At 73.7% G+C, this 24,332-nt stretch carries 12 protein-coding genes; 6 read left to right on the plus strand and 6 right to left on the minus strand.

The features are described 5' to 3' along the window. Positions 1–23: 23 nt before the first annotated feature. From ACZ58X_RS09395 to ACZ58X_RS09410, 4 genes are all read right to left on the minus strand, one after another. The gene (locus ACZ58X_RS09395) at positions 24–1,253 is read right to left on the minus strand and encodes a cytochrome P450 (RefSeq protein WP_470333049.1); all 1,230 of its coding nucleotides are present in this window, start codon (positions 1,251–1,253) and stop codon (positions 24–26) included. Next, positions 1,250–3,064 carry a non-ribosomal peptide synthetase gene (locus tag ACZ58X_RS09400; protein WP_470333050.1) on the minus strand — a complete coding sequence of 605 codons (1,815 nt, stop codon included), beginning with the start codon at positions 3,062–3,064 and terminating at the stop codon, positions 1,250–1,252. The genes ACZ58X_RS09395 and ACZ58X_RS09400 overlap by 4 nt, the downstream gene beginning before the upstream one ends. Before the next feature lie 102 nt (positions 3,065–3,166). After that, positions 3,167–3,883, minus strand: coding sequence for a hypothetical protein (locus ACZ58X_RS09405; RefSeq protein ID WP_470333051.1), 717 nt, complete (start codon positions 3,881–3,883; stop codon positions 3,167–3,169). Continuing rightward, a complete protein-coding gene (locus ACZ58X_RS09410) occupies positions 3,880–9,678 on the minus strand; it encodes an amino acid adenylation domain-containing protein (RefSeq protein WP_470333052.1) in 5,799 nt (1,932 codons plus the stop codon). The genes ACZ58X_RS09405 and ACZ58X_RS09410 overlap by 4 nt, the downstream gene beginning before the upstream one ends. A 461-nt stretch (positions 9,679–10,139) precedes the next feature. Here ACZ58X_RS09410 and ACZ58X_RS09415 point away from each other — a divergent pair, with 461 nt between their 5' ends. From ACZ58X_RS09415 to ACZ58X_RS09435, 5 genes are all read left to right on the plus strand, one after another. Next, complete coding sequence (locus ACZ58X_RS09415; RefSeq protein WP_380419462.1) at positions 10,140–10,358, plus strand: MbtH family protein; 219 nt, start codon at positions 10,140–10,142, stop codon at positions 10,356–10,358. Positions 10,359–10,465: 107 nt separating this feature from the next. Beyond that, entirely contained in the window at positions 10,466–10,744 is a 279-nt protein-coding gene (locus ACZ58X_RS09420; RefSeq protein WP_470333053.1) for a phosphopantetheine-binding protein, read from the plus strand. Beyond that, positions 10,744–11,901 (plus strand): acyl-CoA dehydrogenase family protein, encoded by a 1,158-nt coding sequence (locus ACZ58X_RS09425; protein ID WP_470333054.1) that lies wholly within the window; start codon positions 10,744–10,746, stop codon positions 11,899–11,901. Before ACZ58X_RS09420 ends, ACZ58X_RS09425 begins: the two co-directional genes overlap by 1 nt. A gap of 33 nt (positions 11,902–11,934) precedes the next feature. Beyond that, entirely contained in the window at positions 11,935–13,197 is a 1,263-nt protein-coding gene (locus ACZ58X_RS09430) for a class I SAM-dependent methyltransferase (protein ID WP_470333055.1), read from the plus strand. A gap of 27 nt (positions 13,198–13,224) precedes the next feature. Then, positions 13,225–14,337 (plus strand): DUF6421 family protein, encoded by a 1,113-nt coding sequence (locus tag ACZ58X_RS09435; protein ID WP_470333056.1) that lies wholly within the window; start codon positions 13,225–13,227, stop codon positions 14,335–14,337. A gap of 122 nt (positions 14,338–14,459) precedes the next feature. Here the strand turns inward: ACZ58X_RS09435 and ACZ58X_RS09440 are convergent, their stop codons facing one another. Then, positions 14,460–19,607, minus strand: coding sequence for an amino acid adenylation domain-containing protein (locus tag ACZ58X_RS09440; protein ID WP_470333057.1), 5,148 nt, complete (start codon positions 19,605–19,607; stop codon positions 14,460–14,462). Between the two features lie 83 nt (positions 19,608–19,690). Continuing rightward, on the minus strand, positions 19,691–22,951 hold the full coding sequence (locus tag ACZ58X_RS09445) for a non-ribosomal peptide synthetase (RefSeq protein ID WP_470333058.1): 3,261 nt from the start codon (positions 22,949–22,951) through the stop codon (positions 19,691–19,693). A gap of 465 nt (positions 22,952–23,416) precedes the next feature. Between ACZ58X_RS09445 and ddaH the strand changes: the two genes are divergently transcribed. Next, complete coding sequence (gene ddaH / locus ACZ58X_RS09450; RefSeq protein ID WP_375890456.1) at positions 23,417–24,277, plus strand: dimethylargininase; 861 nt, start codon at positions 23,417–23,419, stop codon at positions 24,275–24,277. Positions 24,278–24,332: the final 55 nt, after the last annotated feature.

The following is a 24,332-nucleotide window of genomic DNA, read 5'->3' on the forward strand; positions in this document are numbered from 1 at the left end:
CACCTCTGGAGTCTCTCGTGCGCTCAGCGCAGCTTGGCGGTCACCGGCAGGCTCTTGATCCCGGCGACGAAGTTCGACCGCAGGTGTTCGACCGGGCCGGCGAGCTCGAACTCCGCGACGAGCCGCACCACTTCCGCGAAGAAGACCCGCAGCGCGATCCGGGCCAGCGGGGCGCCGATGCAGTAGTGCGGGCCGAAGCCGAAGGCCAGGTGGCGGTTGGGGGAGCGGGACACGTCGAAGGCGAAGGGGTCGGCGAAGACCCGCTCGTCCCGGTTGGCGGAGCCGAGCCAGGCCACCACCGCCTCACCGGCCCGGACCGGGACGCCGCTCAGCTCGGTGTCGGCCACGCTGTAGCGCATGAAGTGGTTGGCGGGGGAGGACCAGCGCAGGCCCTCCTCCACGGCGTCCTCGACGGTGGCGGCGCCGTCCCCGATCCGGCGGTACTGCTCCGGGCGCTCGGTGAAGGCCAGGACGGTCGCGGCCATCGCGTGCGGGGTGGTGACGTTGGCGCCCAGCAGCAGGCTGTAGCAGTTGTAGACGAGCTCCTCGCGGCGCATGGTGCGGTCCCCGACCGGCATGCTCCGCAGGAAGCCGACCAGGTCGTCCCGGGGGCCGCGGGAGCGGGCCTGGTCGGCGAAGTACGCGAACAGCTCGTGGTGCGCGCGGACCAGCTTGGCGCCCCCGCCGACCTGCTGGAAGGCGGCGTCCTCCGGGGCGACGGCCATGGTGGTGAGCCGGGCCAGGTACTCCCAGTCCTGCTCCGGCAGCCCCATCAGGGCACCGGTGAAGGCCATCGGGAAGCCGGTGGCGGCCGCCGCGAGGTCCAGCGGGCCGCCGTCGGCGAGCGGTCGGAGCAGGGTGCGGACCAGGCCGCGGATCGCCTCCTGGCGGGGGCGCAGCCGGGCGAAGGAGAGCACCCGGGCCATCGGCTCGCGCAGTGAGCCGTGCACCGGCGGGTCGCAGGCGGCCATCATCTTGTCGCCCGCCGGGTCGCGTTCGCCGAGGATCGACAGCATGGTGCCCCGGCGGGAGGTGAACCGGGTGTGGTCGCGCAGGACGGCGCTGACGTCGGCGTGCCGGGTCACCGAGAGGAAGGACCGGCCGTCCGGGAGGGTCCGGCGGTGCACCGGTGCCTCCCGGCGCATGACCGTCCAGACCGGGTGCGGGTCGCCCTCGGCGTAGAAGGCCGGGTCGCCGAGGTCCACCGTGTCCGGGTCGATCCGCTCCGGGTGGGGCTGCGCGGTGATCCTCATCGGCCGGCTCCGTCGTGCTCGCGCATCACCTCGGGCTCGGCGCCCTCCTCGGCCGCGGCCTCGACGACCCGCAGGGCCAGCTCGGCCACGGTCGGGTTCTCGTAGAAGGTCCGGGCGGTGATCAGCAGGTCCGTCTCGGCGGAGATCTCACTGGTGATCCGGGTGGCCATCAGCGAGTGGCCGCCCAGTTCGAAGAAGTCGTCGTCGGCGCCGATCCCGTCGATCTCCATGACCTCCTCCCACAGCCGGGTCAGCCACTCCTCGGCGGCGCCGCGCGGGGGCCGGTGCTCGCTGCCGACGTCCTCGCGCTCGCGGCCGCGGCGCTGCGCCAGGGCGGTGCGGTCGACCTTGCCGTTGGGGGTCAGCGGCAGGGTCTCCAGCCAGGTGAAGGTGCTCGGGACGAGGTGGCGCGGCAGTTCGGCGGCGAGGCCGGCCCGCAGTTCGGCGGAGAGCAGTTCGACCTCGCCCTGGTAGAAGGCGGCGAGCCGGCGGTCGCCGTCGGCCCGCTGTTGGAGCACCACCACGGCGGAGCGGACGTCGGGGTGGGCGCTGACGGCCGCCTCGACCTCGCCGAGTTCGACCCGGAAGCCGCGGAGCTTGACCTGGGTGTCGGTCCGGCCGAGGAACTCGAGGGTGCCGTCCGGGGCCTGCCGGACCCGGTCGCCGGTGTCGTACATCCGTGCGCCCGGCTCGGCGGTGAACGGGTCCGGGAGGAAGCGTTCGGCGGTCAGGTCGGGGCGGCCGAGGTAGCCGTGGGCCAGTCCCGCGCCGGCGGCGAAGAGCGTGCCGGTCCCGCCCGCGGGCACCGGCCGCAGCCGCTCGTCCAGTACGTGCACCCGGGTGCCGCCGATCGGCCGTCCGATCGGCACCGGGCGCCCGTCCAGGGGTTGGCGCACCGGGTGGCAGCAGGTGAAGGTGGTGTTCTCGGTCGGCCCGTAGCCGTTGACCACGACGCCGTTCGGCAGTGCGGCGGCCGCGCGGTCGACGTGGGCGGGGGAGAGGACGTCGCCGCCGGCCACCAGGTAGCGCAGCGCCGGCAGCGGGGGGAGCCCGGCGTCGACCACCTGGTGGAACAGTCCGGCGGTCAGCCACAGGACGGTGACCCCGGCCGCGCGGACCAGCTCGGTCAACTCGGCCGGCCCGAGCGGTCCGGGCGGTGCGACGACCAGGCAGGCGCCGTTCAGCAGGGCGCCCCAGACCTCCAGGGTGGAGGCGTCGAAGGCGATCGGGGCGTGGGCCAGGAAGACGTCCTCGTGGTGGAAGGCCAGCGGGTCGCCGCCGACCACCAGGCGGTGCACGGCCCGGTGCGGGACGCAGACGCCCTTGGGGCGGCCGGTGGAGCCGGAGGTGTACGCGACGTAGGCGGTGTCCTCGGGGCCGGGGGCCGTGTCGGGCCCGCTCGCGGAGGCCCCGCTCGTGGCGGCCTCGGTGAGCACGGTGAGGGCGAGGTCCGGACCGGCCAGCACCGCCCGGGCGCCGGCGTCGGCCAGCAGGGCGGAGGCCCGGGCCGGCGGGTCCTGCGGGTCGACCGCGACGTACGCGGCCCCGGCCTTGAGCACGCCGAGCAGGGCGGTCACCTGCTCCGCCGAGCGGTCGAGGCGCACCCCGACCCGGTCGCCGCGCCGCACGCCGACGGCCCGGAGCCGGGCCGCGAGGGCCTCCGCCCGGGTGTCGAGCTCCCGGTAGGACAGGCGGGTGTCGCCGGACCGGACGGCGGTGGCGCCGGCCCGGTCGCGCGCGACGGACGCGAAGCGGTCGCACACGGACGTCAGGCCCCCGGTGGGGACCACTGCGGTGTCTACCGTGGCCATTGGCTGATCAACTGTCCCTTCGGGGCGGTCCGGACCGTGCCGGTCACGGGCCCGGTTTCGTGGGCAACTGGCGTGTCGTCGGGGGGTGGGGCCGTCGGGTGGTCAGACCTCCGTCCACAGCGCGGTGGCCCGCGCGAGCGGCTGCCCGTCCGCGTCGTACAGGGCGGTGAGGTTGACCACCGTCCGCCCGTGGGTCGCGTGCCGGGCGGCCACCACCTGGTACTCCCGGCCGGCCCGCACCGGCCCGGTGAGCGTGGCCGTCATCCGGCTGAGCACCCTCGGGCGGGCGCGCGGGTCGGTCACCCAGCCGCCCGGGCAGTCGAGTGCGCCCCAGACCTGTTCGGCCGGTACGGCCGTGCCGGGGGCGCCGCGCGGGGTCCAGGTGCAGGCCACCGTGCCCGGGGCCACCGGGCCGGGGGACAGCCGCAGGCCGTCCTCGGACCGCTCCGGCCCGCACGCCCAGCAGCGGGGGAACGGGTGGCCGGTGCGGCCCAGGTAGTCGGCGGCGGCGGCGCGTGCCGCCGCGAGCCCGACCGGCGGCGGCACCGGCAGGCCGTCCCGGGCCCGGGTGACGGTGGCCACCAGCTCGGCGCCGTGCCACAGCCCGGACCGGCGCTCGCCGGGCCGGAACTCCAGCGGGGCGTTCAGCGGCAGCGGGGCCAGCAGGGTCACCGCCGGGTCGGGGCCGTGCCGGCCGTCGGCCAGGGCGACGATCCGGGCGCAGGCGTAGCCGCCGTGCGCCGAGCCGTCCGGTCCGTTGTAGCGGGCGGGGATCACCAGCGCGGCGGCGGTGCGCACGCGGTCCGCGGCGGCGTTCACCGGGGCGTCCCGTCCGGAGCCGGGTCGGGTGCCCCGTCCACGGGCCCGTCCACGGCCCCGTCCAGGGCCCGGTCCACCAGCAGGGCCATCTGCCGGACGTGCGGCTGCTGGAGGATGTCGTAGTGGCTGGCCTCGATGGTGTGCGCGCTGAACCGGCCGTCCACCGCGGCCCGCCAGGCGCCGGCACTGCCGATGGCGCCGCCGTCCAGGCCCTCGATGTAGACCACGTCGCCCGGGTAGCGGCCCGGCCGGTAGTCGTTGTGCGCGGTGAGGTTGGTGGTGAAGACCTTGAAGTAGGCCTCCCACTGCTCCAGTTCGGTGGCCTTGCCGTCCGCCGCGGTGGGCAGCCGGCTCACCAGCCAGCGCAGCTTCCGGTGGATCGTCGGGAACTCGGCGAGGGCCGCCGCCCACTCCGCGTCGTCGTGCTCCGGGACGGCCATCCCGGCGGCCCGCAGCACGTCGACGAAGACCAGCAGCGCGAGGTCCTCGTCGCGCAGGCTCTCGTCGAACTGGCCCGGGTAGGCCGCGTCGATCATGCTCAGCGAGCCGACCTCGGCGCCCCGGCGGCGCAGCAGGCAGGCCATCTCGAAGACCAGCACCGCGCCGAAGGACCAGCCGGCCAGGTGGTACGGGCCCTTCGGCTGCTTGGCCACCAGCAGGTCGACGTAGCTCTCGGCGATCCGCTCCACCGACAGGTGGGCCACGCTGCCGGAGACCAGGCCCTCCGAGACGATCCCGTAGACCGGCCGGCCCGGTCGCAGCTGGGAGGCCAGTGGGAGGTAGCAGAACACGCCGCCGCCGACCGGGTGGACCAGGGTGAGCGGTGCGCCCTCCCCGGCCCGGCGGATCGGCAGCAGCCGGGCCGGGTCCTCGTCGCCGGACTCCCGCGCCGTCACCAGCGGGGCCAGCCGGGCGACGGTGTTGTGCGTCAGGAGCTCCGCGACGGGGAGCTTGCGGCCGAACTCGCGCCGGATCCGCATGGCCAGGTTGAGCGCCACCAGGGAGTGCCCGCCGAGCGCGAAGAAGCTGTCGTGGATGCCGATCGGACTGACCCCGAGGGTCTCCTCCCAGACCCGGACCAGCCGGCGCTGGACGTCGGTGACCGGCGGCGCGGGGGTCCGCTCCCCGGCCAGGGCGGCCGGCCCGGGCTCCGGCAGGAGCTTGCGGTCCACCTTGCCGTTGGAGGCCAGCGGCAGCCGTTCCAGCCGCGTCCAGACGCTCGGCAGCATGTACTCGGGCAGGGTGTCGCCGAGGTACTCGGCCAGGGCGTCGCCGGTGACGGCCTCCGGGGCCGCCACGTACGCCGCCAGCCGGTGCCCGTGCAGGACCACGGCCGCCTCGCGGACGTCCGGGTGGCGGGTCAGCGCGGCCTCGATCTCGCCCAGTTCGATCCGCATGCCGCGGACCTTCACCTGCTGGTCGGCCCGCCCCAGGTACTCGATCGCGCCGTCGGGGCGGCGGCGGGCGAGGTCGCCGGTGCGGTAGAGGCGTTCGGTGCCGCCGTCCGGCCAGGTGTGCTCGACGAAGCGCTCGGCGGTGAGGTCCGGTCGGCCGTGGTAGCCGTCGGCCAGGCCGACGCCGCCGATGTACAGCTCGCCGGTCACGCCGACCGGCACCCGGTTCAGCCGGGCGTCCAGCAGGTGGATCCGGATGTTCGCGATCGGGTGCCCGATCGGCACCGTCGGGCCGTCGCCGGGGCGGCAGCGCCAGCAGGTGACGTCCACGGCGGCCTCGGTCGGGCCGTAGAGGTTGACCAGTTCCGCGTCGAGGCGCTCGTGGTGGGCGTCCCGCAGGTCGGCGGGCAGGGCCTCGCCGCTGCACACCACCAGGCGCAGGCTCGCGCAGTCCGCCGGGTCCGCGTGGTCCAGGAAGACCCGGAGCATCGAGGGCACGAAGTGGACGGTGGTCACCGCCTGCTCACGGATCAGCTGCGCCAGCTCCTCCGGCTCCCGGTGGGCGCCGGGGGCGGCGACCACCAGCCGGGCGCCCTGGATCAGCGGCCAGAAGAACTCCCAGACGGAGACGTCGAAGGTGTACGGGGTCTTCTGCAGCACCCGGTCCGCCTCGGTGAGGCCGAACTCCTCCTGCATCCACAGCAGTCGGTTGCAGATCGCCCGGTGCGAGACCACGACGCCCTTGGGGACGCCGGTGGAGCCGGAGGTGAAGATCAGGTAGGCCGGGGCGTCCGGGTCCACCGCCACCCGGGGGCCGCCGGCGGGCGTCCCGGTCCCGACGGTTCGGGCATCCACCGCCTCGACGGCCGCGCCGGACGGCTCCACCCGCTCGGCGAGCGCGGTCGTGGTCAGCACCAGGGCCGGTGCCGCCTCCGCCACCATCGTGCCGATCCGGGCGACCGGGTGCTCCGGGTCGATCGGCACGTAGGCGGCGCCCGCCTTGAGGACGGCCAGCAGCGCGACCACCAGCTCGGTCGAGCGCTCCAGGCACACCCCGACCCGGTCACCGGGCTTCACCCCGCGGTCCACCAGCCGGTGGGCCAGGGCGCCGGCCCGGCGGTCCAGCTCCCGGTAGGAGAGCGTGTCGCCCTCGAAGACCACCGCGATCCGGTCCGGGGTCAGCCGGGCCTGCTCCTCGACCAGGACGTGCAGCAGGTGCGGCCGGTGGTACGTGGTCGCGGTGTCGTTCCAGTGGTCGAGCAGCGCCAGTTCGGCGGGGGCCGGCAGCTCCGTCCGGCCGATGCCCGCACCGGGCTCCCCGGCCAGCGAGCGCAGCGCGGCCAGGTGGTAGCCGGCCCAGCGGTCGATCTCCTCGGTGCCGAACTGCGCCGCGTCGTACCGCAGTCCGAGGCCGATCCGCCCGGTCCGGGCGTCGCGCATGAACTCCACGCCGAACGGGAAGTTGGTCGGCACCACGCCGAATTCGTCGAGGATCTCCAGTTCCCCGGCGGTGCCCTCGTCGGGCGCGTGGAAGTGGGTGTAGTTGAAGAAGGTCTCGAACAGCGGCCCGCTGCCGGCGTCCTGCTGGACGGTGGCGAGCGGGAGGCGGCGGTGCGGCTGGAGCGCGAGATCGGTCGCGGCGACGTCGGCGACCAGCGAGGCCCAGGTGGTGCGGTCGGTGATCCGGGCCCGCACCGGCAGGGTGTTCAGGAACAGGCCGACCACCCGCTCCCCGTCCTCCTCGGCGATCCGGCCGTTGTAGACCGCGCCCGAGACCACGTCATCGGTGCCGCCGAGCAGCGCCAGCACCCGCAGGTGCGCGGCCAGCAGCGCGATCCGGACCGGGACGCCGAGGTCGGCGGCCGTCCGCAGCAGGTCCGCGGAGAGCTGCTCGGGCAGCTCGTACTCGGTCATCACCAGGTCCGGCACCCCGCCGGCGGGGGCCGTGCGCGGCAGCCGCAGCGCCGTCATCCCGTCCAACTGCTCACGCCAGAAAGCGCGTTGGGCGGGGTCGGCGACGGCTTCGCGCTCCAGGGCGACCAGTGAGCGGAACCGGGCGAGCGGCGGCGGGGGGAGCTCCCGGGTGCTCCGCCCGAGGGCCTGGAGGTAGAGCTCCAGGAGTTCGGTCAGCAGTTGCCGCCCGCTCCAGCCGTCCAGGATCGCGTGGTGCTCGACCACCCAGAGCTGGAAGGTGTCGGCCGAGCGGCGCTGCACGTGGAAGCGGATGAGCGGCGGGCGCTCCCAGTCGAAGGGGTGCTCGCGCTCCCACGCGTAGTGGCGGCGCAGCGCCTCCGGCTGCTCGTCGGCGGGCACCGCCCCGAGGTCCTCGAAGGTGACCGGCGGCTCGGTGACCTGGTGGTGCACCAGCTGGACCGGTTCGCTGAGGTCGCGCAGGGCGAAGGAGGTGCGCAGCAGCTCGTGCCGCTCCAGCAGGGCGGCGACGGCGGAGCGCCAGGCCGGCGGCGAGTACGGGCCGCGCAGGTGGTAGCCGGCGACGTCGTGGTAGGCGCGGTGCACGGCGTCCAGCTCGCTGTGGTACAGCATGCCGGCCTGGAGCGAGGTGAGCGGATAGGCGTCCGCCAGGCCGTCCGGCAGCTGTGCCCGGTCGGCGGCCGTCAGCAGGTCGAAGGGCTCCAGGGCCGCTTCGGCCTCGGGGGCGGTGCGGGTCACCAGCGGGGTCAGCTCGCGGATCGTCTGGGCGACCAGGAGGTCGCGCAGTTCGAACCGCAGGCCGTGCCGGCGGGCCCGGGAGAGGATCTGGATGCTGAGGATCGAGTCGCCGCCGACCTCGAAGTAGTTGTGGTCGATGCCGATGTCGCTGCGGCCGAGCGCCTGCTGCCAGACCTCGGCCAGGATCCGCTCGTCCTCGTCGCGCGGCGCCACGTACGGGGTGTCGTCCTCGTCGTCCCAGCCGTCGTCCCAGCCGTCGTCCCAGCTGTCGCCCCGACCGTCCGCCGAGGCGTGGCCCGCGGCATCCTCCGGGGCCCGGCCGGGGCCGTCCGCCCGGGCCGGGGCGCGCTCCGCCGCCGGGAGGTCGAACAGCTCGTCCAGCGGGCGGTCGGGCTGCTCGACCACCAGTCGCAGCAGCCGGGCGTAGTGCCCGGCGAAGCGCTGCGCCCACTCGGGTGTGAACCGGTCGGTGCGGTACTCGAGTTCGAAGCCCGGCCGGTCGTCGTGCTCGTTCACCTGGAGGGAGAGCTGGAACTTGGCGGTGTCGGAGTGGACCGGCACCGGGACGATCTCCAGCCCCTCGGCCGCGGGCGGCTCGGTCGTGGTGTCGTCCAGCATGAACAGGGCCTGGAAGACCGGGTCGTGGCCGGGGTCGCGGCGCGGGTTGACCAGCTGGACGACCGACTCGAAGGGGAGCTCGTGGTGGTCCTGGGCCTGTAACGCGGCGGTGCGCACCCGGGTCAGCAGTTCGCGGAAGCTCGGCCCGCCCGTTCCCGCCCCGGCCGTCCCGGGAACGGCCGGGCCGAGGTCGGTGCGGATCGCCACCATGTTGACGAAGAAGCCGACCGTCCGCTCGAACTCGATCCGGCTGCGGTTGGCCACCGGGCTGCCGACGATGACGTCCTCGACCCCGGTGTACCGGCTGAGCAGGACCTGGTACGCGGCGAGCAGTACGGTGAACAGCGTGCTGCGGGCCGTGGTGGCCAACGCGTGCAGGCCGTCCAGCAGTTCGGGTTCCAGCGGGAAGGTGAGCAGGCCGCCGCCGAGGCCCGGGGCCGGGGCGCCGGCCGGCCGGTCCCCGGGCAGTTCCAGGACCGGCAGCTCTCCGCCGAGGGTCCGGGACCAGAAGTCGAGGTGCTTCTCGGCGGCGGGGCTGCGCAGCCAGGCGCGCTGCCAGTCGGCGTAGTCGCCGTACTGGAACTCGGGTTCCGGCAGGTCGAGGTCCAGCCCGGCCGCGAACGCGCCGTAGTGGCGGAACAGTTCGTCGACCACGATGCCCAGGGACCATCCGTCGCACACGATGTGATGCATCGTCAGCACCAGCAGGGCGGTCCGCTCGTCGCGCCGCAGCAGGGCGGCACGGAACAGCGGGGGCGCTTCCAGGTCGAACGGCCGGTCGGTCTCCGACCGCAGCAGGGCGGCCAGTTCGCCCTCGGACGCGCAGTCGACGATCCGCCAGTCGGCGGGGCGGTCGGTGACCACCTGCCGGAGTCCGTCGTCGCCGAGGGTGAAGTGGGTCCGCAGCGCCTCGTGCCTCAGGGCCACCCGGCGCACCGCGCGCTCCAGGGCCGCCGGGTCGAGCCGGCCGGTCAGGGCGAAGACGACCGGGACGTGGTAGGCGGGGGAGTCGCCGATGACCTGCTGCACGAAGTACAGCTGCTCCTGCGCCTTGGCTGCCGGAAAGACGTCCGGCTCGAGCGTCTCCGGGCTGGGGCTTTCATTGCTGCTCAAAGCGCCGTGACCTTTCTTCATCCCATTTATCGGCCGCGAGGTGGGGGGCGGCGTCGATATGGTCTTCCGGTGCGCAGACGGCAGTCACTAAGTCGATCCAAGTCGATCTTAGCGTTGGCGATGCTCCTGTCAACAGCCGTTTTCCGGGTGTGCCACGGGAGTTGGAGCGGCGGGTGGGAATAGTTCAGGTCTGTCCCGGTTGGGGTGGGTATGGATATTGGCCCGGGCGGGGCCCGGTCCGGGCGTCCCTACTTCTCTTCCGACCATTGACAGCGGGGTGGGACGCGGAGAGGATCATTGGCATCGAAGCCCCTGCCCGGAACCGGACTTATGGCCGCCGCGAGGCGATGGGCCCCGCTGTCGCCGGATTGCCCGGCCGTTCGATCGGCCGATGAGGAACCCGGGCGGAAATACGTGTCGACGGGTGTGCGGGGGCAGGCCTTGATCGGAAAGAGGGACACGTGAGCGAGCAGAGCGACGAGGACCTCCGGTCCTACCAGGTCGTCGTCAACCACGAGGAGCAGTACTCGGTTTGGCCTGCGGACGGCACTCCGCCGGCCGGTTGGACCGCGCCCGGGTTCACCGGGACGAAGCAGGAATGCCTCGACCACATCGCCGAGGTCTGGACCGACATGCGTCCGCTCAGCCTGCGCCGGGCAATGGCCGGCGAGACCTCCTGAAATCCATGTCGGAGTCGTCGGCCGACGCGTCCTGAATCGCGCGGCCGAATTCGGCCGAATTCACCAGTAGCAGCGATGGTTTTCCGTACAGCGGGAGGGGCAGCACCGTGAGCAGGCCATGGGACGACCGTTTCGAGAAAGTCCTCCTGAAGGTCGTCCCCGGGATTTCCGGTGGCGTCGAACTGGTTCCGGATCTCGATCTCTCGGGAGCCGGTCTGACCTCCATCGGAATCGTCCAGCTGATGATGCAGCTGGAGCGTGAGTACGACGTCGAGTTCGCCTTCGAGTTGCTCAACTTCCAGATCTTCGCGACACCCGCGACGCTCTGGGCCGAGGTTTCCGAAACCCTCGCGCAGGCGGGCCACCCGGTTCGGAAGGACGGCTGATGTCGGCGACCGCGGCCGAGATCGTGGCCGGGATCCTGCCGGTCCTGCGTGAACAGGCCGCCGAGTCCGACCGGCTCGCGGCCTTCCCGGCCGCGTCGCTGGAGACCCTGCGCGAGCACCGGCTGCTCAGCCTGACCGTCCCGGAGGAGTACGGCGGCTCCGGCGCCTCCACCCGGCTGTGGACCGAGGTCGCGCAGGAACTGGCCGGCGCCTGCCTGTCCACCGCCCAGATCTGGGCGATGCACGTGTCGCACGTCGACGCGGTGGTCCGGTACGGCAGCGCGGAGCTCAAGGCCGACCTGCTCACCCGGATCGGCGCGGAGGAGCTCTTCGTCGCCTCCGTCACCAGCGAACAGGGCCGGGGTGCGAGCCTGTTCACCGCCCACAGCCCGCTGGTCCCCGACGGCGACCGGGTCGGCATCGACCGGATCGCCCCGGTGGTGACCGGCGGCGCGCACGCGGACGGCTACCTGATCAGCATGCGGGCCGGCGCGGAGGCCTCGGAGCACGAGGTCTCGCTGGTCTACGCCGACCGCGCCGACCTGGAACTGGTGACCACCGGCGAGTGGAACGCGCTCGGCATGCGGGCCACCGAGAGCGTCGGGATGGTCATCAAGGGCAGCGCCCCGGCCCGGAACGTCATCGGCGGCTCCGGCCGCTTCGCCGACGTGGCGCGGGAGAGCATGATCCCGGTCTCGCACCTCGCCTGGGCCGCCTGCTGGCTGGGTGCCGCCCGCGGTGCGCTGAGCGAACTGGTGCGCTTCCTCTGGAAGTCCGGCCGGGCCGACGGCGCCTCCGACCTCTTCCACGAGCGGCTCGCCCGGATCCGGGTGGACCTCGAACTCGCCAGCGCCTACCTCACCCGGGTCCGCGAGGAGGTCGACCTGGCCCGGGCCGAGGGCCGCTCGCTGGCCCACCCGCGGACCCAACTCCAGCTCAACGCCCTCAAGGTGGCCACCTCCGACCTGGCCTTCCGGGCGGTCGACAACATGGTGCAGCTGGGTGGACTGCGGCTGGGCTACCTCCAGGACGCCCCGATCCCGCTGGAGCGGCACTTCCGCGACCTCCGGTCGGCGAGCCTGACCCACGCCAACGACGGCCTGCGGGTGGGCATCGGAGCGCTGTCCCTGCTCGACCGCTCGGTGACCCTGATCTGATCGGCCGCCGATCCGCACCGCAACCCTGAGCGAATGGGAGTAGCACAAGTGTCGACGCCGCACGGGCTGATCGGGCACGAGAACACCGTCTCCGAGTTCTACGGGACGTTCCCCTACCCGTGGAAGCCGGTCCACCTCGACCGGATGAGCGACCCGGACTTCCACGCCGCCCTGATCCGCCAGGAGACCGGCCGGGCCGACCTCGGGCCGGTCCGCCGGATCTGGGTCGCCGGCTGCGGGACCAACCAGGCGCTGATCACGGCGCTCCAGTTCCCCGCGGCCGAGGTGCTCGGCACCGACGTCTCCGCGGAGTCGCTCGCCATCTGCCGGCAGAACGCCGAGCAGCTCGGGGTGACCAACCTGCGGCTGGTGCGGCAGGGCATCACCCAGGCCGGGTACGACCGGGAGTTCGACCTGGTCGTCTGCACCGGGGTGATCCACCACAACCCGGAGCCGCGGCGCTGCCTGGAGCGGCTGTCCGCGGCGGTGCGGGACGACGGCGTGCTCGAACTCATGGTCTACAACCGCTTCCACCGCCGGGAGGCCGAGTCCTTCCAGGCGGCCCTGCGGATCCTGGCCCCCGAGGCCGAGCACGGCCACCGCGAGCGGTACGCCCTGGCCCGGAGCCTGGCCGGCTCGCTCCAGGTCGAGAGCACCATGACGAAGCACCTGGAGGACACCCGGCGCAGCCCCGAACCCGCCTGGGCGGACCGCTGGATGAACCCCTGCGAGACCTCCTACGACGTCGACTCGCTGGCCGGGCTGGCCCGCGAGTGCGGCCTGCTGCTGGAGGCCCCGAAGGTCAACGGCTTCGACAAGATGCGCCGGCGGTTCCTCTGGACCATGGAGCTCACCGACCCCGAACTGCTGGCCCCGTACGAGCGGTTGGACGACCTGGCGCGCTGGCAGCTGGTCAACCTGCTGCACCTGGACAACTCGCCGATGCTCTGGTTCTACCTGCGCCCCGACCGCGCCGGCACGGGCACCAGGGTCTCGGACGCCGACCGCAACCGGATGTTCCTGGACGGCGTGCTCGACCGCCCGAAGGCCGTGCGCCACCGCCACGTCCTGGACCGGGACGGCGGCTACCACCCCGACCCGAACGCCTCCGAGGTGGCCTCCTGGATCGCCTGGCCCGAGGTCAAGGCGATCCAGGAGGCCGCGGACGGCCGCCGCACCGGCCGGGAGATCCTCACCGGGCTGGGGTACGACACCGGCTTCAACGCCGTCCAGCGCGCCCGGGTCATGCTCACCACCTCGGAGTTCCCGCACCTGACCGTCACACCGGCCGGCTGACCGGCCGCGCGGAGAGGAGAACCAGTCGTGGACCCCGTAGCGCCGGTGATCGCCGAAGTGAACGCCCTGCGCCGCCGGTTGCAGCCGGTCGCGGACCCGAGGGACCCGGTGTTCCTGGAGCGGCTGGCCAAGGAACTGGCGGGCAGCACCGAGCTGAGCCGCCAGCCGATCGTCCAGGCCTTCCTGGCCGACCTGCGGGAGAGCCCGGACGGCTCCCGGCTCCTTGCGACCAAGGCGCACATCAACGAGGAGCGCGACAACCACGTCTTCTCGTTCTTCGACGCCTCGTACTTCCCGAAGCTCTCGCTCGACTACCTGGCGTACCGGACCCTGCCGACCGACCCGCACCTGGCCGTCCGGTACGCCAGCAACACCCGGCCGGTCAACCTGCTCGCGAAGTCGGAGGGCTTCGAGTCCCGGGTGGTCGTCGCCCTGTTCCCGGAGAACCACCTCGACGGCCGGCAGGACCCGGACGACCTGATCTTCTACTTCATCGACAAGTTCGTCGAGCGCCACAACCGGATCACCCGGAAGATGATCGACGCCGTGATGGCACCGGGCAGCTTCCCGCGGATCCAGGGCGCCCCCGACGACGTCGTCGAGGCCGCCTCCTCCTGGTGGGTCCGGCTGCACGAGTACCACCACCGGCAGGGCGACCTGCCGATCCCGGAGTTCCTGGACGCCAAGAAGCTCAAGCCGCTGGCCGGGCTGGAGGAGCTCCGGGTGGACGTCTCGGCCATGCTGGTCTGCCTCGACGACGCGCAGCTGCCCGAGCAGCAGGCCCGCGCCGCCTACGAGTACATCCTGGCCGAGCGACTGCTGCGCTACGCGGTGGAGGGCATCCCGCGCCCCAACTACGACGCGGTCGCCTCCCAGCTGCTGTTCAGCTACCTGACGGAGCACCGGGGAATCCGGCTGCGCGACGGCCTGATCGAGCTGGCCCCTGAGCTGCCGGCGGTGCTGGCCGCCTTCCTGGGCGAGATCCGGGCGATCGAGCGGCGGATCCGCACCGAGCCGCTGGAGCGGGTCCGCGCCGGGCTGCTGGAGTTCACCAACCGCTACACCGACTACGACCCGCAGGCCAAGGACTACCGGCACATCCCGTTCTTCGCCGAGGTCAAGCAGCGCCTGGGGATCTGAGCGCCCGCACGGCCCCCGCACAGCCCGCACGCCCCGCACGACCCCCGCCCGGACGCGACACCGACGGACCGGCCCGCAGCTCCCGCCGCGGGCCGGTCCGGTCGTTTCCGGAGCCCGCCCGGTCACTCCGGCCGGGCGGTGTCGGTCAGCACGGTCCGACGGCGTCGCACCACCGCCGGCTCCGCCGCGCCCGCCCGCCCGGTCCGGTCCACCTCGGCGGCCAGTTCGGCGATCGTCGAGTGCTCGAAGAAGCGCACCAGCGGGACCGCGACCCCCAGCGAGGAGCGGATCCGGCTCAGGATCTGGGTGGCCATCAGGGAGTGCCCGCCGAGCCGGAAGAAGTCCGTGTGCACGCCGATCCGCTCGACCCCGAGGATGTCCTGCCAGATCCCGGCGAGCGTCTCCTCGACGGGCGTGCGCGGCGCCGTGTACTCCTCCTCGGGCTCCGGCGCGGCCGGCAGCGCACCGCGGTCGACCTTGCCGTTGGGCAGCAGCGGGAAGGCGTCCAGCACCACCACGGCCGAGGGCACCATGAAGTCGGGCAGGGTGCGGGCGGCGTGCTCGCGCAGCGCGGGGCCGTCCACCGCCGTTCCGGCCATCGGCACGGCGTACGCGACCAGCCGGTCGCCCGTCGCCGAGCCGCTCACCACGGCGACGGCGTGCGCCACCGCGGGGTGCGAGCCGACCGCCGACTCGACCTCGCCCAGCTCGATCCGCAGGCCGCGCAGCTTCACCTGGTCGTCGGCCCGGCCGACGAACATCAGCTCGCCGTCCGGCGTCCAGCGCACCACGTCCCCGGTCCGGTACATCCGCTCGCCCGGCGCCCCGAACGGGCAGGGCACGAAGCGGTCGGCGGTCAGGACGGGGCGGTGCAGGTAGCCGCGGGCCAGCCCGGTGCCGGCCAGGTAGGCCTGCCCGGGGACGCCCGGCGGCACCGGCCGCAGCGCCTCGTCCAGCACGTACACCTGGGCGTCCAGGTTCGGCCCGCCGAGCGTCGGCACGCCGTCGCCGGAGAGCGGGCCGGTGGTGGTGGAGATGACGGTGGACTCGGTGGCCCCGTAGATGTTGATCATCCGGCGCCCGGGCGACCAGCGGCCCACCAGGTCCCCGGGCAGCACCTCGCTGCCGCTGGCCAGGCCGACCAGCGCGGGCAGTTCGACCGGGGGCACGGTGGCCAGCCGGGTCGGGGCGAGGAAGGCGTGGGTGATCCGCCGCCCGCGCAGGAAGTCCGCCAGCTCCTCGCCGGCCAGCGGGCCCGGCGGGGCCACCACCAGGGCCGCCCCGACCGGGAAGGCCATCAGCAGCTCCAGCACCCAGGCGTCGAAGCTCGGCGTGGACACCTGGAGCACCCGGGAGCCGTGGTCGATCCGCAGCCGCTCGGCCATCTGGTCGCTCAGCGCGAGCAGACCGGTGTGCGGCATCACGGCGCCCTTGGGGACCCCCGTCGAGCCCGAGGTGTAGATCGCGTACGCGGGGCTGAGCGGGTCGAGCGGGGCCGTCCGGTCGGCGTCGGTGGGATCGCCGTCCGACTGCCGGGCCAGCAGCTCCGCGGTGGCGGCGTCGTCCAGCACCAGCCGGGCCGTCCCGGTCTCCGGCAGCCCGGAGTCCGCGGTGGTGACCACCAGGGCCGGACCGGCGTCCGCCAGCATGAACGCGATCCGCTCGGCCGGGTAGCCCGGGTCGACCGGGATGAACGCCGCCCCGGCCTTGGCCACCGCGAGCACCGCCACCACCAGCTCGACGCCGCGCGGCAGCGCCACGGCGACGAACTGCTCCGGGCCGATCCCGCGCCCGATCAGCAGCCGGGCCAGCCGGTTGGCCCGGGCGCCGAGCTCCCGGTACGTCAGCCGGGTGTCGCCGTACTCCAGCGCCGGTGCCTGCGGGGCCCGGGCGGCGGCGGCCTCGAAGAGCGCCGGCAGCGTCACCGCGGGGACCCGGGCGCCGGTGCTGTTCCAGTCCGTCAGGATCCGTCGGCGCTCGGCCGCCGGGAGCAGCTCCAGCTCGGACAGCGGCCGGGCCGGCCCGGCGACGGCGGACGCCAGCAGGGTGGTGAACCGCTCGGCCAGCGCGGCGACGGTCCGCCGGTCGAACAGCGCCGTGTTGTAGGTGACGTGCCCCAGCAGACCGGCCGGGCCGCCGTCCGCGCCCTGCTGCTCGACCAGCGAGAAGTCCAGGTCGAAGGGGGAGACCGGCAGTTCGAACAGCACCGGCTCCACCCGGAGCCCGGCCAGCTCCGGGCTGGCCTCGGGCCGGCCCGCGACCGACAGCAGGACCTGGAACAGCGGGTTGCGGCCCGGCTGGCGGGCCGGGTTCAGGGCGGACACCAGCAGGTCGAAGGGGACGTCCTGGTTCGCGTAGGCGGCCAGGTCGGTCTCCCGCACCCGCTCCAGCAGCGCCGCGAAGCTCGGGTCGCCCGAGGTGTCGGTGCGCAGCACGACGGTGTTGATGAAGCAGCCGACCAGCCGCTCCAGGGACTCCTCCGAGCGGCCCGCGACCGCCGTGCCCAGCGGGATGTCCACGCCCGCGCCCATCCGGGTCAACAGGGCGGCCAGCGCCGCCTGCACCACCATGTGGACGCTGGCCCCGGCGGAGCCGGCCAGCTCGCCGATCGCCCGGTGCAGCGCGGCCGGGACGGCCAGCGGGACGGTGTCGCCCCGGTAGTCGGCGGTCGCCTGGCGCACCCGGTCGGTCGGCAGCGGCAGTTCCTCGGGCAGCCCGGCCAGGCGCCCGGTCCAGTGCGCGAGCTGCCGGGCCAGCCCGCTGTCGGGGTCCGTCGCGCTGCCCAGCGCGTCGTGCTGCCACAGGGCGTGGTCCGGGTACTGCAGCGGCAGCGGCTCCCAGCGCGGCGCGGCCCCGGCCTTCCGGGCGGCGTAGGCCGTCGACAGGTCCTCGCACAGCGGCTGCCAGGAGAGGCCGTCGCAGGCGATGTGGTGGATCACGATCAGCAGCAGGTGGTCCTCGGCGCCGACCTCGAACAGGCAGGCCCGCACCGGCGGTTCGCCGCTCAGGTCGAAGGGCCGGGCCGCGGCCGTGCGCAGCGCCGCGTCGAGGCCCCCGGCCTCGACCGGGAGCACCGGCAGCGCGGGCTCGAACGGCGCCCGGACCAGCTGGCACGGCTCGCCGTCGCGGACCGGGAACACCGTGCGCAGGCTCTCGTGCCGGGCGAGTACGTCACCGAGCGCCGCGTGCAGCGCCGCCCGGTCCAGCGGACCGGTCAGCCGCAGCGCCAAGGGCATGTGGTAGTAGGAACTCTGGCCCTCGACCTGGTTGTTGAACCAGATGCCGCGCTGGGCGAGCGACAGCGGCAGCGTCGCCGGACGCGCCACCGGAGCCGGCCCGGACGGCTGGGGCGCCGGTTCCGCGCCCCGTTCGGCGACCAGCCGGTCGATCTCGGCGGCCAGCGCGCCCAGGGTGGGGGAGCGCAGCATCTGGCGGACCGACAGCTTGATGCCCCAGGCCCGGCGCACCCGGGCCACCACCTTGGTGGCCAGCAGCGAGTCGCCGCCGGTACGGAAGAAGTCCTGCTCCCGGCCGGGTGTCCCGGCGTCGAGCACCTGGCTCCAGATCGCGGCCAGCCGCCGCTCGGTGCCGGTCCGCGGCGCCTCCGTCGCGGGGGCCGGCGCCGACGCCGGGGCGGCGGCGGAGGGCTCGTCCCGGTACTCCAGGGTGCCGTCGCGCAGCCGCCGGGCGGTACGGCCGTCCGGCACGCCGGCCACCGTCACGGCGCCGAACACGCCGACCGGGCACGGCTGCCCGTACCGGTCGGTGAGCACCACCCCGTCCGCCGGCGTCCCACCGGCGCCGTCGCCGCCCAGGGCGAGGTCCCCGGTACGGGACCGCGGCCGCTCCAGGAACGCGGCCAGCAGCAGCTGGAAGTGACCGGCCAACTGCTCCACGGTCGCCCGGTCGAACAGGTCGGTGGCGTACTCGAAGCGGCAGTCGACCCGGTCCCGGTCGTACGTGACGACCAGCTCCAGGTCGAACTTGGCGGTGTCGTTGTCCAGGTCCACCAGCTCGACCCCGCAGTCCGCCAGCACCGGCGGCGCGGTGGCCTGGTTGACCGAGCACATGACCTGGAAGACCGGATTGGTGCCCGGGGCACGCTGGATCCCGAGCGCCTCCACGACCTGGTTGAACGGGACGTTCTGGTGGGACAGCGCCTCCACCGAGACGGTCCGGACCCGGTCCAGCAGCTCGGCCTGGGTGGGCCGGTCGGCGAGGTCGACCCGCAGGGCGACGGTGTTGGAGAAGAACCCGACCACCGGCTCCAGCTCGCGCCGGGCCCGGTTGGCCACCGGCACGCCGATCACCACGGTGTCCTCGCCGCCGTAGCGGTGCAGCAGTTGGGCCAGCACCGCGACCGCGCCGGTGAACAGCGAGGCCCGGTCGCCGCCGTCCCAGCGCCGCAGGACGGCCTGGAGGTCGGCCGGCACCGCGACCGGCACCGAGGCCCCGCGCATGCTCGGCTCGACCGGGCGCGGCCGGTCCGTCGGCAGGGCGGCCCCGGCGGGGACGTCCTTGAGCCGCTCGCGCCAGTAGCCGAGCTGCTGCTCGTACAGGTCCCGGACCTCGGGTTCGGCCTCCCAGCCGGTGTAGTCCGCGTACTGGAGCCCGGGCGGCGCCAGGTCGGGCTCCACACCCCGCACCCGGGCCGAGTAGAGCACGCCCAGCTCCTGGAACAGGATGCCCTCGGACCAGCCGTCGGTGACGATGTGGTGGAGGTTGACCAGGACGTGGCTGAGCTCGTCCCGCACCCGGATCAGCACCACCCGCAGCAGCGGCTCGCCGTCCAGCCGGAACGGCCGCCGGGCCTCCTCGGCGATCAGCTCCTCGGCCGCGCGCCCGCGCTCCGCCTCCGGCAGCCCCCGCAGGTCGTGGCGGTCGCGGGCCACCCGCACGGACGGCGCGATCTCCTGGAACAGCTCCTCGCCGGTGAAGCCGAAGGTGGTCCGCAGGGCCTCGTGCCGGGCCAGGAGCTCGTCGAAGGCCCACCACAGGGCGTCCTCCCGCAGCGGGCCGGAGATCCGCAGCGCGAACGGCACGTTGTAGGAGGTGCTGGACTCGTTCAGGTGGTCGATGAACCAGAGCCGCCGCTGCGCCGCGGAGGCCGGGATCCGGCCCTCCCGGGGCCGGCGGCGCAGCCCCTCGACGGGATCGGGCGCGGCGTCGCCGGAGAGGATCCGGCGCAGCAGGTCGCGCTTGAGTCCGGTCAGTCCCGCGCCGGTCGCTTCTGCGTCGGTCGGTCCCGTGCCGGATCGCTCGTCAGGCATGTCGGTCTCCCCCATGGTCGCGAAATGGTCGAGAAGTGGTCGGACCGCCGGCCCGGTGGGCCGGCGGTCGGGTGGGCCCGGAGTCAGGACAGCTGCCGCAGCAGCTCCCCGGCCTCGGCCTCGGTCATCTCCTCCAGCCGTCGCACCAGCAGCTGCTCGACCTCGGCGCTCAGTTCGCGCAGCGTCGGTTTGGTGAAGACCGACATCAGCGGCAGGTCGATGCCGGCCCGCTGGCGCACCCGGGAGACGAACCGGGTGGCGACCAGGGAGTTGCCGCCCAGGGCGAAGAAGCCGTCCAGCGCCCCGATCCGGGTCAGGCCGAGCAGGTCGCGCCAGATGTCGGCGACGAAGGCCTCGACCGGCCCCTCGCAGGGCTCGCCCGGGGCCCCGGCGTCGTCCAGCAGGCGCTCCGGGGGCGCCAGCGCGCCGCGGTCGACCTTGCCGTTGGTGTTCACCTCGAAGCGGTCCTGGACGGTGACGAAGGAGGGCACCATGTACTCCGGCAGCCGCTGTCCGACGTGGGCGCGCACCTCCTCGGCGGAGGGCCGCCGGTCGGGCCGCAGGGCGGTCACGTAGGCGACCAGACGGCGCAGCCCGTTCTCGCCCTCGTGGACCAGGACGACCGCCTCCTTCACCCCGGGGTGGGCCTCCAGTACCGCCTCGATCTCGCCCAGTTCCACCCGCATGCCGCGGATCTTGACCTGGTGGTCGGTGCGTCCGACGAACTCCAGCCGCCCGTCCGGCCGCAGCAGGCCCTTGTCGCCGGTGCGGTAGAGCCGGTCGCCGGTCAGCGAGGGGTGCGGGACGAAGGCGGCGGCCGTGCGGGCCGGGTCGCCCGCGTAGCCGCGGGCCAGGCCGACGCCGCCGATGTACAGGTCGCCGACGACGCCGATCGGGACCGGCCGGAGCGAGGCGTCCAGCACGTGCACGGTGTTGTTGTCGAACGGCCGGCCCAGGCTGACCGGTCCGGCGCCGGTGAGGTCCTCGGCCGTGCAGGTGTGGTGGGTGGAGTCGATGGAGACCTCGGTGGCGCCCCAGGTGTTGTGCAGTTCGCCGGGCATCAGCGCGCGGAAGCGCCGCACGGTGCCGGGGGACAGCGCCTCGCCGCTGGAGGTGGTGCCGCGCAGCGCCTCCAGCCCGGCGGCGCCGCGCTGCTCCACCACGTCCAGCACGGAGTTGAGCATGCTGGGGACGACCTGGAGGTACACCGAGCGGTGCCGGGCCAGGGCCTCGACGATGGCCTGCGGGTCGCGGTGCAGGTCGGGCGGCAGCACCGCCACCCGGCCGCCGACGGACAGCGGCCAGAAGATCTCCAGGGCGGAGTCGTCGAAGGTGAGGGTGGTCTTGTGCAGCACCGTCTCGCCCGGGTGCAGGGCGTGCCGGCGCTGCATCCAGGTCAGCCGGTTGACCCAGCCGCGGTGCCGGTTGGCCACGCCCTTGGGGGCGCCGGTGGAGCCGGAGGTGTAGTACACCGAGACCAGGTGCTCCGGATGGGCCGCGAGGTGGGCCGGGCGGGCCGCCTGCTCGGGGTGGTCGGGGCCGTCCGCCGGGTCCGGGTCCGGCAGCGGGCCGATCGGCTCGATGCCGTCGAACGGCTCCAGCGGCACCCCGCCGGTCAGCACCACCCGGGCGCGGGCGTCCCACAGGATCTGCTCCAGCCGGGCGCGGGGCGCCGCGAGGTCGAGCGGCAGATAGGCGCCGCCGGCCTTGAGGATGCCGAGCAGGGCCACCACCAGGGCCACCGAGCGCTCGACGAACACGCCGACGCACTGGTCCGGGCCGACCCCGCGCCCGCGCAGCCGCTCGGCCAGGGCCGAGGCGCGGCGGTCCAGTTCACGGTACGTCAGCTCGCCGTCCGCCGCGCTCACCGCGACGGCGTCCGGCGTGCGGGCGGCCTGCGCCTCGAACAACTCGTGCACGCAGCGCTCTTCCGGGAACTGCGCCCCGGTGCGGTTCCAGCGGGCGATCAGGGCGCGTTCGGCGGGTGAGCAGAGCTCGTACGCCTCCAGCGGCCGGTCGGGGTCGGCCAACAGCCCGTCCAGCAGCGTCCGGTAGTTCTCGGCGAGCCGGGCCACCGTGGTGCGGTCGAAGAGCGCGGTGGCGAACTCGAACCGGCCGTCCAGGCCGCCCTGCGGCGAGCGGTCCAGGTAGAGGCCGAGCTCGTAGCGGGCGGTCGCGGTGCGTACGTCGAGCGGGCGGACGTCCAGGCCGGCGAGGTGCGGGCGGTGCTGGGTGTGGTTGTACGCGAAGACCGTCTGCACCAGCGGGGCGTGGCTCAGTTCGCCCTGGAGGCCGAGCCGTTGGACGATGTGGTCGAACGGGGTCTCCTGGTGGGCGAAGGCGTCCAGGCAGGTCTCGCGCAGCGCGCCCAGGTACTCGGCGAAGGTCTGCCCGGGGGCGTGGTCGCTGCGGATCGGGAGGGTGTTGACGAAGAATCCGAGGGTCTGTTCCAGGCCATCGCCCGGCCGGTTCGCGACCGGGGTGCCGACCACGAGGGACTGCTGCCCCGAGTACCGGTGCAGCAGGAGGTTGAATGCCGCGAGCAGGACCATGTAGTGCGACGCGTTGTACCGCTTGGCGACTTCGGTGAGGCGTTGCGTGGACGAACCGGAGAGCTTGAAGCGGAAGTCGGCCCCGGTGAAGTCCTGGGTGGCCCCGCGCGGGCGGTCGGCGGGCAGCCGGAGCAGGCCGGGAACGCCGGTCAGCGCCGACTCCCAGTACGCCAGGTCGGCTTCGGCCGCCGCGCCGGCTAGGCGCTCGCGCTGCTGCACCGAATACCGTGAATAACTCACCGGGAGCGGCTCGGAAACGGGCGGGCGGCCGGATTTCACGTTCCGGTAGGAACGGCCGATCTCATCGATCAGAAGTCGGCCGGACTGGCCGTCCGTGATGAGGTGGTGGAGGTTGAGGTACAGGATGTGGTGGTTTTCGGACAGCTTCGCCAGCCGGATGTCGAAAAGCCCGGGGCGGCTCAGGTCGAAGGGTTTCGAGGCGGCTTCGGAAAGCCGGCGCAGGACCGCCCCGGCATCCGTTCCGAGGTCTTCCACCGGGAACTCGAAGGGCAGTTCGTCGGCTATCAGTTGGACCGGCCGGTCCCCCCGGACGGCGAATCCGGTCCGGAGCGGTTCGTGCCGTCCGACCAGCGCCCGGATCGCCTCCGTGAGCGCCGGGACGTCGAGTTCGCCGGTGATTCCGTAGGCGGCCGGCTCGTTGTACACCGGCACGTCCGGATGGAGCTGGTGCAGGAACCAGAGGCGTTCCTGCGGGTGGGCGAGCGGAATCTCCCGGAGGGTGGGGCGCTGTTCCTCGGCCGGCGTTCCGGTCCCGGTGTCCTGGTTCGTCATCCGGCGGTCCGACCTTTCCTTCCCGCGGATCGCCGGAATTCCGGTGGAGTTCGGCGATGCCGGGTCGTGATTGCGCGGTTCGGGGCATCTGGGCACTCCGGCGCAAGCTATTGACTGACGCCCGGGGAAGTCAAGGCCCCGGATCATTGATCCCCCCTGGGGCGGTTGGAGGGGTAACGGAGCGGTTGTGCCCGTTATGTCGCCGGGGCCGCGGGCGGCGAACCGCCCGCCGGCCGGGCGGAGCGGCGGAGTCCGGTCGGCCGTTCGTGGCATGAACACCCGGGACAATGGGCAGGTCGACTGCTAGGGTCGGGTGATTGTGGGCTTGCCGATGACATGTCAGGATCGTCGCGGTGACGGCGTTTCGTGACCGGGCCCTGGTGCACCCCCACCGGCGCCGCGGTCCGCACGGCGACCCGGCACCCCATTCCCTCTCCTGAAACCACCATCGCAGAGGAGATCCCTGTGTCCAGTGGCGGTACTCAGCCCGAGCCGATACGGCCGACGGCCCGAAGGGCCACCCCGCGCCGACTCCTGATGTGTCGTCCGCAGCACTTCGACGTGACGTACTCCATCAACCCGTGGATGCACCCCGAGAAGCCGGTGGACCGCGAGTCGGCGCTGCTCCAGTGGGAGCGGCTGCGCGAGGTGTACCTGTCGCTGGGCCACACCGTCGAGGTGATCGAGCCGGTACCCGGCCTGCCGGACATGGTCTTCGCCGCCAACGGCGCGACGGTGGTGGACGGCAAGGTCCTCGGGGCCCGGTTCCGGCACGTCGAACGGACCGCCGAGGGGCCGGCCTACCTGGCCTGGTTCGTCCAGCAGGGCTACCGCGAGGTGCTCTGGCCCGAGTTCGTCAACGAGGGCGAGGGCGACTACCTGCCGGTCGGGCGGCGGATCCTGGCCGGCACCGGCTTCCGCACCGACCAGCGCTCGCACTACGAGGCGCAGGAGTTCTTCGGGCTGCCGGTCACCTCGCTGACCCTGGTCAACCCCGAGCACTACCACCTGGACACCGCGCTCTCGGTGCTGTCCGACACCGAGGTGATGTACTTCCCGGCGGCCTTCACCCCCGGCAGCCGCTCCGTCCTGGAGACCCTCTTCCCGGACGCGATCCTCGCCGATGCCCAGGACGCCGCGGTGTTCGGCCTCAACGCCTTCTCGGACGGCCTCAACGTGGTGCTGCCGCAGGCGGCGGCCGGCCTGATCGAGCAGCTCCGGGAGCGCGGCTTCAACCCGGTCGGGGTGGACACCACCGAGCTTCTCAAGGCGGGCGGCGCCGCGAAGTGCTGCACCCTCGAACTGCGGCCCGAGCCCCGGGGCTGAGCCGCAGGGCCGGGCCGCAGGGCTGAGCCGGCGGGGCGCCCGTCGCCCGGTCGAG

It is taken from the genome of Kitasatospora sp. NPDC040550, assembly GCF_055594965.1.

Coding starts and splice junctions, on each gene's coding strand:
- ACZ58X_RS09395 (WP_470333049.1), bottom strand. CDS start 1,253: ATGAGGATCACCGCGCAGCCCCACCCGGAGCGGATCGACCCGGACACG.
- ACZ58X_RS09400 (WP_470333050.1), bottom strand. CDS start 3,064: ATGGCCACGGTAGACACCGCAGTGGTCCCCACCGGGGGCCTGACGTCC.
- ACZ58X_RS09425 (WP_470333054.1), top strand. CDS start 10,744: ATGTCGGCGACCGCGGCCGAGATCGTGGCCGGGATCCTGCCGGTCCTG.
- ACZ58X_RS09430 (WP_470333055.1), top strand. CDS start 11,935: ATGGGAGTAGCACAAGTGTCGACGCCGCACGGGCTGATCGGGCACGAG.
- ACZ58X_RS09440 (WP_470333057.1), bottom strand. CDS start 19,607: ATGCCTGACGAGCGATCCGGCACGGGACCGACCGACGCAGAAGCGACC.
- ACZ58X_RS09445 (WP_470333058.1), bottom strand. CDS start 22,951: ATGACGAACCAGGACACCGGGACCGGAACGCCGGCCGAGGAACAGCGC.